This is a genomic window from Actinomadura sp. KC06, from assembly GCF_004348735.1.
Classification (GTDB): domain Bacteria; phylum Actinomycetota; class Actinomycetes; order Streptosporangiales; family Streptosporangiaceae; genus Spirillospora.
The window spans coordinates 1-15,702 of sequence record NZ_SMKT01000104.1 but is presented as its reverse complement, the minus strand read 5'-3'; the positions used below and the strand labels follow the sequence as shown (position 1 = coordinate 15,702).

Sequence of the window (15,702 nt, the reverse complement as noted above, 5' to 3'; positions counted from 1 at the left end):
CACTCCCACCATTCTTTCCTCCCCCGGCCGGCGCGGCGCGTCAGGACTTCCAGACCCCGGCCATCTCCGCGGCGAACTCGGCGAACGAGCGCGGCGCGTGGCCGAGGAGCTTGGTCAGCCGCTCGACGTCGTCGGCGGAGGCGGCCTGGCCGTGCCGGTCGTAGTGCTCGTAGGTCAGCCAGATGTCGCGGGCGAGGTGCTGCGGCATCATCTCGTTGAGGATCATCGAGCAGGAGGCCAGGTCGTCGCCGACGTAGGCGATCTCCACGCCGAGGGCGCGGCTCCAGATGTCGGTCACGGCCTGCCCGGTGAGGGCCTCGGGGCCGCTGACGACGTAGGTCTCGCCGTGGTGCCCCGGCGTGGTCAGGACGATCGCCGCGGCCTCCGCGACATCGCGCACGTCCACCCGGGAGACGCCGACGGTGCCGAGCGGGATCCCGTTGATCCCGGCGAGGAGCATCTCCTTGGCCAGGATGTCGTTCTGCATGAACTCGTTGAGCCGCAGGATCGTGTACGGGACGCCGGACGCCTTGATCGCCTTCTCGACGACCAGCTTCACCGCGCAGTGCGGCGGCGTGAACAGCTCCTCCGGGTCGTGGGTGGACACGTACACCAGGTGGCCGACGCCGGCGCGCTTGGCGGCGTCCACGGCCAGCATCCCCTGGTAGGTCTCGGCCTCGCCGATGGGGCAGTTGAGGAACACCGCGTCGGCGGCGGCGAACTCCTCGCCCAGCAGCTTGAGGTCGAGCAGGTCGCCGACGACGCCGCGGACGCCGTCCGGCAGCGCGGCGGCGTTGTCCTCGCTCCGGGTCAGCACCGACACCTCGGCGCCGCGGTTGCGCAGCTCGCCGACCAGCGCCGTCCCGATGGTCCCGGTGCCGGCGGTGACGAATACCTTCATCGCTTTCCTCCGTGTGCTCGTACTCGCATCCCGGTTGAATGCGGACGCTTTAGCCGGGCCATGCATGGGAATGGCGCGGAGTCTGTTCAGGACGCTACTGGCCCCCCTGGGGCGCACCAACCCTTATGGCCCCCTAGCGCATTGCGGCGAGCCGGGTCCGGTCGACCTTTCCGTTCTCGGTGAGCGGAAGGTCACCGACGACGATATGGAGTTCCTGCGGGACCATATAGTCGGGCAGCGCCTCGGCGCAGAAGGAGCGCGCGGCCATGCGGTCCAGGCCGGGCGGGGCGGCGACGAACGCGCAGAGGACGGGATCGGCGCCGGCGCCGTCCCCGGGCAGCACCATCGCGCAGGCCGCGCCGACGCCGGGGAACTCCGCGAGCCGGCGCTCCACCTCGGCCACCTCGACCCGGTTGCCGCGGATCTGCACCTGCGAGTCGGCGCGCGCGCGGAAGTACAGCTCGCCGTCCGGCCCCCGGTGCGCGAGGTCGCCGGTGCGGAACACGACCTGCCCCGACAGCGGGTTCAGCGGGTCGGGGACGAGCGCGGCGGCGGTGGCCTCCGGGTCGTCCCAGTAGCCGCTGAACAGCGCGGGGCTGCGCAGGTAGATCTCGCCGGGGACGCCGGTCGCCTCGATCGGGCGGCCGCGCTCGTCGGCGATCATCATCTCGGCGCCGGGGTGCGCGAACCCGATGGACAGCAGCTCCAGGTCGTCGGGGATGGGCGCGGGCACGTCGGTGAACGAGCACGCCATCGACTCGGTCGCCCCGTAGCAGTTGACCAGGCGCGTGCCCGGCGACAGCGCCTGGAGGAGGCGCAGCTCGTGCATCGGGAAGTGCTCGCCGCAGAACAGGACGCCGCGCAGCCCGAGCGAGCCGAGCAGCTCCGGCTCGTTGCGCAGCGCCGGCCGCCAGATCGACGGGACGCCGTGGACGTGGGTCGCGCCCGTGTCGCGCAGGACGCCGAGGAACCGGCGGGGCCAGCGGAGCCGGGCGCGCGGCACCGGCACGACGGTGGCGCCGCTGCCGAGCGCGATGCCGATGTCGAACAGGGCGAAGTCGAACTGGAGCGGCGAGGTGGTCGCGACGCGGTCGCCGGGCCGGACGAGCCCGAGCCGCCGCACGGCGCGGAAGAACGCGGTGATGGCGCGGTGGCTCATCACGACGCCCTTGGGCCGGCCGGTCGTGCCGGACGTGAAGATGATGTAGGCGGGGTCGGTGGCGACGACCTCGCGGCGGCGCCGGGGCCGCGGGACGGGCGGGCGCTCGGCGCGCAGCCCGTCCGGGCCGAACCTGGCGGTGCCGACGTCCGGCGGGATCCCGTCCCGCACGCCGGCTTCGGCCTGCAGGAACAGGGCGGGCCTGGCCGACTCGATGATCGCCAGCAGCCGCTTGGCGGGCGTCTCCGGGCTCACCGGGACGAACGGCAGCCCGAGCAGGCAGCAGGCGAGGTAGGCCGCGATGGCGGACGACGAGGTGTCGGACTCCAGGATCACCCGGTCGCCGACGTCGAGCCCGAGCCCGCCGAGCACGCCGGCGTACTCCTCGACGCGCTCGCGGAGCTCGCCGTAGGTGACGACGCCCGGCTCGCCCCCGGGGGCGCCGGCCTCGACGACCGCGGGCGCGCCGGGGTCGGCGTCCGCGCCCTCCATCATGAACCCATAAAGGTTGTCGACCGAACTCCGTACGCGAGCCGGTGCTGTGTTCACGCTCATTAGAGTCACCTTTGATATCGCGGGCCGCGGGCCAGGACTGCGGGGTTCGGCGGATGCGAACACGCCTATCACGAGAAAATCAGGCCGGCCAAGGTTCTGCGACCCGCACGCCGCTCCCTAGGGGGCCCTAGGGGGTTTTGTGGATGTGCGCGGACCGGCAAGACTTGCGGCGTCACGCCGTCTCTCGGCGGCTGGACCGGCGAGGAGAATGGATATATGGACACCGCGATCGTCTTTCCCGCGATCAAACCGTTCGACTTCGCGGACGTGGCCAGGTTCCTGTTGCTGAACCCGGCCGCTCGCCGCCTCGTGGCGCGGGCCGACGAGACGCTGGGATACTCGCTGATCGACCGTTTCCGGGAAGACCCGGAGGATTACTCCGAAGCGGCCCGCGTCGCGTTCATGACGACCTGCCTGGCGCTGGCGGAATGGGCCGGCGAGGAACTCGGCATGGCGCCGCGGATCTGCGCCGGGCCGAGCTTCGGCGGGACGCCCGCGGCGGTGTACGCGGGCTCGCTCGACTTCTCCGACGCGGTCGCGGCGACCGCCGGGTGGGGCCGCCGCACGGCGGACTACTTCGCCCGCGAGCACCGCGACGTCGTCACGCAGTCGTTCGCGCGGGTCCCCGAGGACAGGCTGGCCGAGGTGCTGCTCGACCTGGACGAGCGGGGCGGCTGGTACGACGTCGCCTGCCACGTCGACGACGACTTCCACATGCTGTCGGTGCACGAGCACCGGCTCGACTGGCTGAAGGAGCGGCTCCGCGCCGCGGGCGGCCTGCCCCTGTACACGATGCGGCCGCCGATGCACTCGGCCGCGTTCGCGCCGCTGCGGGACACGATCGAGCGGGAGGTGCTCGCCGGCGTCCGGTTCGCCGACCCGGAGCTGCCGATCGTGAGCGACCACGACGGGACGGTGCTGCGCTCGGCCGCCGAGGTGCGGACGATGCTGCTGGACGCGGTCGTCCGGCCGGTGCGCTGGCCCGCGGTCGTCCGGACGCTGCGCGAGGCGGGCGTCCGCACCGTCCACATGTCGGGGCCGGACGACCTGTGGGGCCGGGTGAGTTGCACGACCGACAATTTCGAGGTCGTCCCGCTGAAACCGGAAACGGCCCTGCGGCCGCGCCGCCGGAACCCGGTCGCATGAGCGCCGCGGCGGCCGGCCCAGGCGGCTCAGGAAGCCTTTTCGGTCTTCTCCATCATGGTGGAGAGGGTCTCCCACAGCACCGCGGGAGTTTCGAAGTTCGCCATGTCGAGGGCGTCGTCGACGAACCGCACCGAATAGGTCTTCTCCAACGAGGAGAGCAATTCGACGGCGCCGATCGAATCCAGCCCGAAGTCGCGCAGGCTGAGGTTCTCGCCGACGCTTTCGCCGGGCTGGAGGAACGGCAGCCTGGCGCGCAGAATTTCCTCGAACCGGGGGTCCCACATGGTGGCTCCTGAAAGATGTCGACGCTCGGGCAACGACCGTTGCCGCGCTCAACGCTAAGCAGCCGCCCGCGCCGCGGACAACCCTTATCGACCCCACTCCCAGGACTTGGAATGAACGACGTTCCCGAGCACGCTCTGCACGCGCGGTTCCTGCGCGGCCTGGCCGTCTCGCCCGGCCGTCCCGCGATCCGCGCCGACACCGAGACCGTCACCTACGAGGCGCTCCACGAGCTGGCGCTGGCCTGGGCGGGCGCGCTGCTGGCCGGCCCGGCGGGACCGCCCGCGACGGTCGGGGTCCTGGCCGACAAGGGCCGCACCGCCTACGCGGGGCTGCTCGCCGCGCTGTACGCGGGCGCGGCGGCCGTCCCGCTGAGCCCGGACTTCCCGGCCGAGCGCACCCGGCGGATGCTGCGGGCGGCGGGCGTGCGGACGCTGATCGCCGACGAGGCGGGCATGGCCGGGCTCGCGGCGGCGGAGCAGGACGCCGCGGTCCTCGCGGCCGATCCCGCCGCGGTCCGGCGGCACGGCTTCACCGCGGTGCCGTGCGAGCGCCGCGACGCGCTCGCCGCGCCCCGTCCCGCCGGGGCGTCGGACGTCGCCTGTGTGCTGTTCACGTCCGGGTCGACGGGACGGCCCAAGGGCGTCCCGATCACGCACGGCAACACCCGCCACTACTTCCGGCTGATGGACGAGCGGTACGACTTCCACGCCGGGGACGTGTTCTCGCAGACCTTCGGCCTGAACTTCGACTGCGCCATGTTCGACCTGTTCTGCGCCTGGGGGGCCGGGGCGAGCGCGCACACCGTTCCCGTCCGCGCGTACACGGACCTGCCCGCGTTCATCGCCGAGCGGGAGATGACGGTGTGGTTTTCCACGCCGAGCGCCATCGCGCTCACCCGCCGGATGGGCGGCCTCACGGCCACTCCGCCGCCGACCGGCACGATGCCGTCGCTGCGCTGGAGCTTCTTCGCCGGGGAGGCGCTGCGCTGCGCCGACGCGGCCGACTGGCAGGCCGCCGCGCCCGGCTCGGTGGTGGAGAACCTCTACGGGCCGACAGAGTTGACCATCACCGTCTCCGGGCACCGCTGGTCCCCTCACGTGTCGCCGGAGCTGGGCGTGAACGGGCATGTGCCGATCGGCACGGTGCACGAGGGGCACGACCATCTGCTGCTCGGCCCGGACGGCGGCGTCCACGACACCGAGGGCGAGCTGTGCGTCACCGGCCCGCAGATGGCGGCGGGCTACCTGGACCCGGCGGACGACGCGGGCCGGTTCCTGGAGCACGGCGGCCGCACCTGGTACCGGACCGGGGACCGGGTCCGCCGGGCCGGCGGCGAGCTGGTCTACCTCGGGCGGCTGGACTCGCAGGTGCAGATCCACGGCTGGCGGGTCGAGCTCGCCGAGGTGGACGAGGCCGTCCGGGCGTGCACCGGCGTCGAGGACGCGGTGACGGTCACCCGGCCCGCGGCGGACGGCGGCCTCGAACTCGTCGTGTTCTACACCGGGACGCCCGCGTCCCCCGCCGCCCTCACCCGCGAGCTGCGGCGGGTCCTGCCCGAAGGCATGATGCCCCGGCTGTTCAGGCACGTGGAGGACTTCCCGCTGAACGCCAACCGGAAGATCGACCGGGGCAGGCTCGCCGGCGCGGCCGCCGGCCCGCCCTGACACGCAACGACGGAGGACCATGTTCACCACCGAAACTCACTCGCGGGCCGGCCGGCGGGAATGGACCGGTCTCGCGGTCCTCGTGCTGGCCAACCTGCTCATCTCCATGGACGTCTCGGTGCTCTACCTGGCCGTCCCGTTCATCAGCGCGGACCTGGACCCGTCCGCCTCGCAGCAGCTGTGGATCCTCGACATCTACGGGTTCCTGCTGGCCGGGCTGCTGATCACGATGGGGGCGCTCGGGGACCGGTTCGGCCGCCGGCGGCTGCTGCTGTGCGGCGCCGCCGCGTTCGGCGCCGCGTCCGTCGCCGCCGCGTACGCCGACAGCGCGGGCATGCTGATCGGCGCCCGCGCGGCGCTCGGCGTGGCGGGCGCGGTGCTGGCCCCGTCCACGCTGGCGCTGATCCGCACCATGTTCACCGACCCCGTCCAGCGCCGCACCGCGATCGCGGCGTGGACGGCCGGGTTCTCCGGCGGCGCCGCCATCGGCCCGCTGGTGTCCGGGGTGCTGCTGGACCACTTCTGGTGGGGCTCGGTCTTCCTGATCAACGTGCCGCCGATGGTGCTGCTGCTGGTACTGGCGCCCTTCCTGATCCCGGAGTACCGCGCGCCCCGGCCCGGACGCTTCGGGGCGCTCGGCGCGGTGCTGTCGCTCGCGACGGTGCTGCCGGTGATCTACGGGATCAAAGAGCTGGCGCAGGACGGTGTCGCCGCCGCCCCCGTCCTGTACGTCGCGGCCGGGGCGGCGGCGGGCGTGCTGTTCCTGCGCCACCAGCGGCGGCGGCCGGACGCGATGATCGACACCGGCCTGTTCCGGCTCCGCGCGTTCAGCACCTCGATCGCCGTCGACCTGGTCGCGCTGTTCGCGATGGTCGGGTTCGCGCTCTTCACGACGCAGTGGCTCCAGCTCGTGCACGGCATGGGGCCGCTGGAGGCGGCGCTGTGGTCGCTGCCCGCGCCGCTGTCGGTGGGCGTCGCCACCACGGTCGCGGCGGCGCTCGCCCGGACGCTGCCCCCGGCCCGCATCATCGGCGGCGGGCTGCTGATCTCGGCCGCCGGGTTCGTGCTGCTGACCCGGGTGGCGGTGGACTCCCCGCTGGCGCTGGTGGTCGTCGGCGCGACCGCGGTGGCCGCCGGCCTCGGCGTCGGGCTCACCCTGACCGCCGACCTGATCCTCGGCGCGGCCCCGCCGGAGCGGGCCGGCGCCGTCTCGGCGCTCGCGGCGACGGGCAACCAGCTCGGCGGCGCGCTCGGCGTGGCGATGCTGGGCAGCGTCGGCGCCGCCTTCTACCGGCACGGCATCGACGGGGCCGTCCCGGCGGGCGCGCCGCCGGAGGCCGCCGCCACGGCGGGTGAGACGTTGAGCGGCGCCGTCGAGGTGGCCGGAAGGCTCCCGGAGCAGCCGCGGGCCGAGCTCCTGGACGCGGCGCGGGAGGCGTTCGTCCAGGGCATGGCCGCCAACGCCGTGATCGGCGCCGTGGTGATGGCCGCCACCGCTGTCGCGGCCTTCGTCCTGCTTCGCGACCAGACCGCGCCCGCCGCACCGGCCGCGTCGGCCGCGGCCGTCCCGGAGGCCACGCCCGCCACCGCCGCGGCCGCCGCCGAGCCGCAGGACCACCCGGCCGGCTGAGAGAACGTCGGAGACCCGGGCGGGGCGGCGCCCCGTCCGGGTTTCCGGCCCCCTGGCCCGGGCCACGGCCGGCGTACCCCCGCGCCGGCCGGGTCCGGGTCAGGCCGGTGTCTCCAGCTCGCCGTCGAGGATGTCGAACAGCTCTCCCGCCGTCACCGCCGCCAGGTCGTCGCCGGGCGCGGCCTCGTCCGGCGCGTCGCGGCGGGTCTCGACCCATCGGGCCGCCATCGCGCGGAGCCGGGCGGCGACGCGGGCGTGCTCGGCCTCGTCCGGCCGGACGGCGGCCAGCGCCCGCTCCAGCCTGGCCAGTTCCGCGTCCAGCGCCGGTTCCGCCGCGACGCCCGCGCCGAGCTCCTCCTGGAGCAGCCCGGCGATGGCGGCGGACGTCGGATGGTCGAACACGAGCGTGGCCGGGAGCCGCAGGCCGGTGGCGGCGTTCAGCGCGTTCCGCAGCTGCACCGCGGTGAGCGAGGTGAAGCCCAGCTCGCTGAACGCCCGCTCGGGTTCGACGGCGTCCTTGTCGTCGTGCCCGAGGACGGCGGCGACGTGGCCGCGCACGAGATCCAACAGGAAGCGGGCGCGTTCCTGCGCGTTCAGGCCGGCGAGCCGCCGCTCCAGCGACGGCGCGCCGCCCGCCTCGGCGGTCCGGCGGGCGGGGACGCGGGCCAGGCCGTGCAGCATCGCCGGGACGCCCCCGGACGCGGCGTGGGACCGCAGCACGCCGACGTCCAGCCGGACGGGTGCGAGGACCGGCGCGCCGGTCCTGAGCGTCCGGTCGAACAGCTCCAGACCGTCCTGCGTGGAGAGCGCGGGGACGCCTGAGCGTTCGTGGCGGCGCAGCTCGTCCTCGCCGAGCCGGCCGGCCATCCCGCCGGCCTCCGCCCACGGGCCCCAGGCCAGCGACGTCGCCGCAAGCCGCAGCCCGCGGCGGTGGGCGGCGAGCCCGTCCAGGAAGGCGTTCGCCATCGCGTAGTTGCCCTGCCCGGCGGCGCCGAGCGTCCCGGACACCGAGGAGAACAGCACGAACGCGGCGAGGTCCTTCTCCCTGGTCAGCTCGTGCAGGTTCCACGCGGCGTCGACCTTGGGGCGCAGGACGGCGTCCATCCGCTCCGGGGTGAGCGCGGAGATCACGCCGTCGTCGAGGACGCCCGCCGCGTGGATCACGGCGGTCAGCGGATGCCCGGCCGGGACCGCCGCCAGCAGCGCGGCGGCGGCGTCGCGGTCGGCGAGGTCGCAGGCGGCCACCGCGGCGTGCGCGCCGAGCGCCGCCAGCTCCTCGCGGAGTTCCGCGGCGCCCGGTGCTTCCATGCCGCGGCGGCCGGCCAGCAGCAGCCTGCGGACGCCGTGCGCCGTCACCAGGTGCCGGGCGATCAGGGTGCCGAGGCCGCCGGTCCCGCCGGTGATCAGGACGGTGCCGTCCGGGTCCCATTCGGGCGGTGCCGGGTACCGGGAGGGGACGGCGGCGAGGCGCGGCCGGTGCGGCACGCCGCCGCGCAGCGCCAGCTCGGGTTCGGCGAGCCCGGCGGCGGCCGGGAGCACACGCGCCGATTCGGGGTCGGCGTCGACGTCGATGAGGGCGAACCGGTCCGGGTTCTCGGCGTGCGCGACGCGGACGAGGCCCCACAGCGCGGCCCCGGCGAGGTCGCCGGGATGCTCGCGGTCGGTCGCCGCCACCGCGCCGCTGGTCACCACGACCAGCCGGGACGCGGCCAGGCGCTCGTCGGCGAGCCAGTCCTGGATCAGCCGCAGCACGTCGTGCGCGGCCCGGTGCACGGTGCCGGGAATGTCGGCGGTGGTCCCGGGGGACGCGGGCGCGGGGGCGAACAGCACCGTGTCCGGCGGCGGGGATCCGGCGGCGGTCAGCGCGGCCAGATCCGGGAACCGCGGGACGGTCCCGTCCAGCCCGAGCGTGTCCTCGCCCAGCACTGCGCAGCTCGCCGGAGCGGTGGCATCGAGGGCGAGCGGGGCCCAGCCGATTTCGAGGAGGTCGTCGTGGCGGGCGTCGGCGGCGTCGAGCAGCGCGGCCGGGAGCGGGCGCGTCGACATGGCGCGGCAGGTGAGCACCGGCTTCCCGGACTCGTCGTCCAGCGACACGCTCCAGGCGCCGTCCCCGGCGGGCGAGATCCGGACCCGCGCCGCCGACGCGCCCGCCGCGTGCAGGCGCACCTGTCGCCAATCGGCGGCCAGGACGGCTTCGCCGGGTTCGGCGCCGTCCGCGCCGTCGAGCAGGAGGACGTGGGCCGCCGCGTCGAGCAGCGCCGGGTGGACGCCGAAGCCGCCCGCCTCGGCGGCGGCGCTCTCAGGAAGGGCGACCTCGGCGAAAAGGTCGTCTCCGCGCCGCCACGCCGCGCGCAGCCCCTGGAACACCTCCCCGTAGGCGTGTCCGCGGGCGAGGAGCCGCTCGTAGGCGCCGTCGACGTCGAGGGCGTCCGCGCCCGGCGGTGGCCATTCGGCCGGGCCGGGCTCCGGGGCCGGCCCCGGTCCGGGGGCGAGGGTCCCGGTGGCGTTGCGGGTCCACGGCCGGTCCGGCGGGGCGTCGGCGGGACGGGAGAACACGCTCACCGGCCGCTCGCCGGACGCGTCCTCCTCCCCCGCTACCACCTGGACGGCAACCGCCCCGCCCGCGGGCAGCACCAGCGGGTCGTGCAGGGTCAGCTCCTCGATCACGCCGCAACCGACCTCGTCGCCGGCGCGCACCAGAAGCTCCACGAACGCGGCGCCGGGCAGCACGGCGTACCCGAGCACGTCATGTCCGGCCAGCCACGGCCGCGCGCCCGGCGACAGGCGGCCGGTGAGGACGGCGCCGCCGGATTCGGGCGCCGCGACCACGGCGCCGAGCAGCGGATGCCCGGCCGGTTCCAGTCCGGCCGCGCCGACATCGCCCACGGGGCCCGCGGCCGTGTCGGGCCAGTACCGCCTCCGCTGGAACGGGTAGGTCGGCAGGTCCACCCGCCGCGCGCCGGTCCTGGCGAACACGGCGTTCCAGTCCGGGCGGGCGCCGCTGACGAAAAGCCGCCCGATCGCGGCGAGCAGCGCCGCCGGTTCCGGCTGGTCGGCGCGGAGCACCGGGACCGTGGTGACGCGGGCCGCGTCCTCGTCGTCCAAGCACGCCTGCGCCATGGCCGCGAGGACGGCGTCGGGCCCCAGTTCGGCGAAGCGTGTCACGCCCTCGGATCGCAGGGAGCGGACGCCGTCGTGGAAGCGGACGGCCTCGCGGGCGTGCCGCACCCAGTAGCAGGGCGTCCCCAGCTCTCCGGCGGCGGCGATCCGTCCGGTCACGGTCGAGCAGATCGGCACGGACGGCTCCGCGTAGGAGAGGCTTTCGGCGACGCCGCGGAACTCGTCGAGCATCGGGTCCATGAGCGGCGAGTGGAACGCGTGCGACACCCGCAGCCGGGTCGTCTTCCGGTGCCGTGCGGCGAAGTGGCCGGTGATACGGACGACGTCGTCCTCGGCCCCGGAGACCACGACCGATTCGGGGCCGTTCACGGCGGCGACGGCGACCGGCCCGTCGCCCAGCAGTGCGGTGACCTCGTCCTCGGACGCCTGCACCGCCGCCATCGCGCCGCCCGCCGGAAGGGCCTGCATCAGGCGTCCGCGCGCCGCCACCAGCTTCGCCGCGTCCGGCAGCGACCAGACCCCGGCGACGTGCGCGGCGGCCAGCTCACCGATGGAATGCCCGGCCAGGAAATCGGGGCGGACGCCCCACGATTCGAGGAGGCGGAACAGCGCGACCTCGATCGCGAACAGCCCGGCCTGGGTGAACATCGTCTGGTCCAGGAGTTCGGCGTCGGACCACAGCACGTCCCGCAGCGGGCGGTCCAGGTGCTGGTCCAGTTCCGCGCAGACCGCGTCGAAGGCGTCGGCGAACACCGGGAACGCCTCGTGCAGCTCCCGGCCCATCCCGAGGCGCTGCGCGCCCTGGCCCGAGAAGAGGAAGGCCGTCGCGCCGTCGGTGGCCGTGCCGGTCTGGACGTCCGCGCGCGTCTCCCCGGACGCGACGGCCGCCAGGCCCCGCAGCCCGGACTCCGCGTCGCCGGCCAGGACGACCGCCCGGTGCTCCAGCGCCGCGCGGCCGGTCGCGAGCGAGTATCCGACGTCGAGCGCCGTGCCGGCGTCGCCGTCCAGGTGCGCGCGGATCCGGTCGGCCTGGGCGCGCAGCGCGGCGGGCGTGCGGGCGGACACCGGCCAGGGCACGGGGACGATGCCGGGCCGCCGGTCCGGTTCGGCGAGGGCCGGTTCCTCGTCCGGCGCCTCCTCGATGATCACGTGCGCGTTGGTGCCGCTGACGCCGAACGAGGACACGGCCGCCCGGCGCGGCCGCCCGGTCTCCGGCCACGGCACCGCCTCGGTCAGCAGCCGGACGGCGCCGTCGTCCCAGTCGACGTGCGGCGACGGCTCCGACACGTGCAGCGTCTTCGGGAGCGTCCCGTGCCGCATCGCCATCACCATCTTGACCAGGCCGCCCACGCCCGCCGCGGCCTGCGCGTGCCCGATGTTCGACTTGATCGACCCGAGCCACAGCGGACGCCCCTCGGGGCGGTCCCGCCCGTACGTCGCGAGCAGCGCCTGCGCCTCGATCGGGTCGCCGAGCGTCGTCCCGGTGCCGTGCCCCTCGACGGCGTCGACGTGCCCGGCGGGCAGCCGCGCCTCCGCCAGCGCCTGCCGGATCAGCCGCTGCTGCGCGGGGCCGTTCGGCGCGGTCAGCCCGTTGGACGCGCCGTCCTGGTTGATCGCCGAGCCGCGCACCACCGCCAGCACGGGGTGGCGGTTGCGGCGGGCGTCCGACAGCCGTTCCAGCAGGAGGATCCCGGCGCCCTCCGCCCAGCCGGTGCCGTCGGCGCTCGCCGAGAACGCCTTGCAGCGCCCGTCCGGCGCCAGCCCGCGCTGCCTGCTGAACGCGATGAACGGCACCGGCAGCGACATGACGAGGACGCCGCCGGCGAGCGCGAGGTCGCATTCCCCGTTCCGCAGCGCCTGCCCGGCGAGGTGCAGCGCCACCAGCGAGGACGAGCACGCGGTGTCGACGGTGAGCGCGGGCCCTTCCAGGCCCAGCGTGTACGCGATCCGGCCGGAGATCACCGACGCGGCGTTGGCGGTGCTGAGGTACGCCTCCTCGGTCTCGGGCATCGCGTCGAGCACGTATGCGTAGTCCTGCCCGCCCGACCCGACGAACACGCCGACCCGTCCCTCCCGGAGGGACTCCGGGTCGATGCCGGCGCGTTCGCACGCCTCCCACGACAGCTCCAGCGCGATCCGCTGCTGCGGGTCCATCGTCAGCGCCTCGCGCGGTGAGATGCCGAAGAACCCGGCGTCGAAGTCGCCGGCGTCGTGGACGAAGCCGCCCTCGCGGACGTAGCTGGTGTTCGGCCGGTCGGGGTCGGCGTCGAACAGCGCGTCGGTGTCCCAGCCCCGGTCGGACGGGAACGCGGAGATCGCGTCGCCGCCGTCCGCGACGAGCCGCCACAGGTCCTCGGGCGAGCGGACCCCGCCCGGGTACCGGCAGCTCATCGCGACGATGGCGATCGGCTCGGGCTCGGCCGCCTCCGCCTCCCGCAGCCGCTCGCGGGTCTGGTGCAGTTCGGCGGTCACCCGCTTGAGATAGTCCAGGAGCTTCGCGTCGTTCGCCATTGCAGCCTTTCCGGTCAGGCCATGCCGAGGTCTTTGTCGATGAAGTCGAAGATGTCGTCGGCGCTCGCGTGCTCCAGCCGGTCCGCGACCGCCGCCGCGTCCCGCGCTCCGGCGGGCTCGGTCAGCCGCGCCGCCATGCTCTGCAGGCGGGCGGCGAGCCTGCCGCGTTCGGCCTCCTCCGCCGGGAGCGCCGCGAGCGCCTCTTCGAGCCGGTCCAGCTCGGCGCCGATCGGACGGTCGCCGGGGGCGTCGCCGCCCGCGCCGCCGTCCGGCCGCAGCAGGTCGGTGAGGTGCGCCGCGAGCGCCGCCGGGGACGCGTGGTCGAAGGCCAGGGTCGCGGGCAGCCGCCGGCCGGTGGCCGCGCTCAGCCGGGACCTCAGCTCCACCGCGGCGACGGAGTCGAGCCCGAGGTCGGTGAAGGCCCGGCCCGGTTCCAGCGCGGCGGCGTCGTCGTGGCCGAGCACGGCGGCGACGTGCGCGCGGACGAGGTCGCGCAGCGCACGGCCGCGTTCGGCCTCGGACATCGCGGCGAGCCGCGCGGCCTGGTCGTCGGCCCCGGACGGCGCCGCCTCCGCGTCCCCGTCGAGGGCCTGCCGCACCTCGGGCAGGTCGTCCAGGAGCGGACGGCGCCGCGTGAGCGTGTACGCGGCGGCGAACCGGGTCCAGTCGATGTCGGCGACGACGAGGTGGCTCTCGTCGTGGTCGAGCGCCCGCTGGAGCACGCCGATCGCCGCCCCCGGCTCCATCGCCGCCAGCCCGAGCCGCCGGCTGGCGGCGCCGACCTCCGTGTCGACCATCCCGGCGTCCCAGGCGCCCCAGGCGACGGCGGTGGCGGTCAGGCCGCGCGCCCGCCGCCGGTGCGCGAGCGCGTCCAGGTAGGCGTTGGCGGCCCCGTACGCGGACTGCCCCGCGCCGCCCCAGGCCGCGGCGCCGGACGAGAACAGCACGAACGCGTCCAGCGGCCGGTCGCCGAGCAGCTCGTCGAGATGCCGCGCACCGGCGATCTTCGCGCGGCCGATCTCGGCGAATTCCTCGACCGGCAGGTCCGCCAGCGCCTTGCCGTCGCCGAGGACGCCCGCCGCGTGCACGACCGCGGTCAGCGGATGATCATTTCCTGCGGGTGCGGCGGGCGCGTCAAGCGCGTCGAGCAGCTCGCGGACGGCGTCGCGGTCCGCGACGTCGCAGGCAGCGATCGTCACCCGTGCGCCCAGCGCCGCCAGCTCCGCCTCCAGCTCCGCGGCGCCCTCGGCGCTCGGGCCGCGGCGGCTGGTCAGCACGATGTGCCCGGCGCCGCCCCGCGCGAGCCAGCGCGCCACATGCGCGCCGATGCCGCCCGTCCCGCCGGTGACCAGCACGGTCCCGCGCGGCCGCCACGTTGTCGTCCCGTTCATGGTCCCGTCCGGCGCCGCGGCGGAGGCGCGGACCATCCGCCGCGCGGCGACCTTGGCGGGTCGGATCGCGAGCTGGTCGCCGTCCGCGCCCGACAGGACGCCGCAGAGGCGGCGCACCGCACGGCCGTCCACGACGGCGGGCAGGTCGACCATGCCGCCCCAGGTCGCGGGGTTCTCCAGGCCGAGCACCGTCCCGAGCCCCCACAGCGACGCCTGCGCCGGATCGGTCAGCTCCGCGGACCGGTCGACGGCCACGGCCCCGGACGTGACGCACCACAGCCGCGCCCCGCTCCCGGCATCGCCCAGCGCCTGCGCCAGCGTGATCGTCCCGGCGGTCCCGAGCGTCAGCGTCGGGTGCCGCGGATGGACGCGGTCGTCGAACGCGAGCAGCGACAGCACGCCGTCCGCATCCTCGTGGCCGGCCAGCCGGAGGGACAGCGCGGCCCGGTCCTCGTCTCCCGCCACGTCCATCGGGACGACCCGCGCGCCCTGCGCCGCGAGCCCTTCGAGGATCGAGGTGACCGGCTCCCGGTCGCCGTGCCCTTCCGGGACGGCCACCAGCCAGGTCCCGGGCAGCGCGCTCTCCGTCCGGTCCGGGATCGGCTTCCACACGATCCGGTAGCGCCACGAATCGGCGGCGGAACGCTCAAGGTGACGGCGCCGCCAGGACGACAGCGCGGGCAGGACGTCGCCCAGCGCGGACGCTTCGAGGTCGAGCCCCTCGGCCAGCGCGGGCAGGTCCTCCCGCTCGACCGCGTCCCAGAACGCGGAGTCGACGCCGTCGGCGGGGGCCTGCGCCGGAGCCCGCACGCTCGCCGCCGGTTCCGTCCAGTACCGCTTCCGCTGGAAGGCGTAGGTCGGCAGCTCGACCCGGCGGCCGCCGCGTCCGGCGAACACTGCGCGCCAGTCGACATCGGCGCCGTCGGCGTGGAGGTGTCCGATCGCGGTGAGCAGCGCGGTCGGCTCGTCCTGCCCGGCGCGCAGTGCGGGGACGGCCGTGGCCTCGTCCACCGTCGACCTGACCAGCGCGGACAACACACCGTCCGGTCCCACTTCAAGGAATCTGAGTACGCCTTCCGCGTGCAGCGCCTCGACGGCGTCAGCGAAGCGGACCGCCTCTCGCGCATGCCGCACCCAGTACTCGGCCGTGCCGATCTGCTCGGCCGTGACGGCCTTGCCGGTGAGGGTGGACACGATCGGGGTGGCCGGGGCCTCGTAGTTCAGGCTTTCGGCGATCTTGCGGAAGTCGTCCAGCATCGGGTCCATGAGCGGCGAATGGAACGCGTGCGACACCCGCAGGCGGGTCGTCTTGCGGCCCTGGGCGGCGAAATGGTCGACGA

The 15,702-nt window shown here is 75.2% G+C and carries 8 protein-coding genes; 3 read left to right on the top strand and 5 right to left on the bottom strand.

Going from position 1 to position 15,702, the window contains the following annotated elements; all coding sequences use genetic code 11:
* Nucleotides 1-40: 40 nt before the first annotated feature.
* Both E1287_RS28385 and E1287_RS28380 read right to left on the bottom strand, forming a co-directional pair.
* Nucleotides 41-901 (bottom strand): NmrA family NAD(P)-binding protein, encoded by an 861-nt coding sequence (locus E1287_RS28385; protein ID WP_165969217.1) that lies wholly within the window; start codon nt 899-901, stop codon nt 41-43.
* A 133-nt stretch (nt 902-1,034) separates the two neighbouring features.
* Complete coding sequence (locus E1287_RS28380; RefSeq protein WP_131968145.1) at nt 1,035-2,615, bottom strand: AMP-binding protein; 1,581 nt, start codon at nt 2,613-2,615, stop codon at nt 1,035-1,037.
* Between the two features lie 216 nt (nt 2,616-2,831).
* On the opposite strand from E1287_RS28380, the gene E1287_RS28375 reads away from it, so the two are divergent.
* Entirely contained in the window at nt 2,832-3,761 is a 930-nt protein-coding gene (locus tag E1287_RS28375) for an ACP S-malonyltransferase (protein WP_131968144.1), read from the top strand.
* A 26-nt stretch (nt 3,762-3,787) separates the two neighbouring features.
* On the opposite strand, the gene E1287_RS28370 is transcribed toward E1287_RS28375, so the two are convergent.
* The gene (locus E1287_RS28370; protein WP_131968143.1) at nt 3,788-4,045 is read right to left on the bottom strand and encodes an acyl carrier protein; all 258 of its coding nucleotides are present in this window, start codon (nt 4,043-4,045) and stop codon (nt 3,788-3,790) included.
* A gap of 111 nt (nt 4,046-4,156) precedes the next feature.
* Between E1287_RS28370 and E1287_RS28365 the strand changes: the two genes are divergently transcribed.
* Together E1287_RS28365 and E1287_RS28360 are read left to right on the top strand one after the other, a co-directional pair.
* Entirely contained in the window at nt 4,157-5,710 is a 1,554-nt protein-coding gene (locus E1287_RS28365; protein ID WP_131968142.1) for an AMP-binding protein, read from the top strand.
* 19 nt (nt 5,711-5,729) lie between these two features.
* Nucleotides 5,730-7,340 carry an MFS transporter gene (locus tag E1287_RS28360; RefSeq protein WP_131968141.1) on the top strand — a complete coding sequence of 537 codons (1,611 nt, stop codon included), beginning with the start codon at nt 5,730-5,732 and terminating at the stop codon, nt 7,338-7,340.
* Between the two features lie 99 nt (nt 7,341-7,439).
* Here E1287_RS28360 and E1287_RS28355 read toward each other — a convergent pair whose 3' ends face one another.
* Entirely contained in the window at nt 7,440-12,971 is a 5,532-nt protein-coding gene (locus E1287_RS28355; RefSeq protein WP_131968140.1) for a type I polyketide synthase, read from the bottom strand.
* A 14-nt stretch (nt 12,972-12,985) separates the two neighbouring features.
* Nucleotides 12,986-15,702 (bottom strand): SDR family NAD(P)-dependent oxidoreductase (locus E1287_RS28350; RefSeq protein WP_131968139.1); only part of this gene is annotated, 2,717 nt, incomplete at its 5' end.

What these genes read in the sequence shown, in the direction of transcription:
- E1287_RS28385 (WP_165969217.1), bottom strand. Translation starts at nt 901, where the DNA reads ATGAAGGTATTCGTCACCGCCGGCACCGGGACCATCGGGACGGCGCTG.
- E1287_RS28380 (WP_131968145.1), bottom strand. Translation starts at nt 2,615, where the DNA reads ATGAGCGTGAACACAGCACCGGCTCGCGTACGGAGTTCGGTCGACAAC.
- E1287_RS28375 (WP_131968144.1), top strand. Translation starts at nt 2,832, where the DNA reads ATGGACACCGCGATCGTCTTTCCCGCGATCAAACCGTTCGACTTCGCG.
- E1287_RS28370 (WP_131968143.1), bottom strand. Translation starts at nt 4,045, where the DNA reads ATGTGGGACCCCCGGTTCGAGGAAATTCTGCGCGCCAGGCTGCCGTTC.
- E1287_RS28365 (WP_131968142.1), top strand. Translation starts at nt 4,157, where the DNA reads ATGAACGACGTTCCCGAGCACGCTCTGCACGCGCGGTTCCTGCGCGGC.
- E1287_RS28360 (WP_131968141.1), top strand. Translation starts at nt 5,730, where the DNA reads ATGTTCACCACCGAAACTCACTCGCGGGCCGGCCGGCGGGAATGGACC.
- E1287_RS28355 (WP_131968140.1), bottom strand. Translation starts at nt 12,971, where the DNA reads ATGGCGAACGACGCGAAGCTCCTGGACTATCTCAAGCGGGTGACCGCC.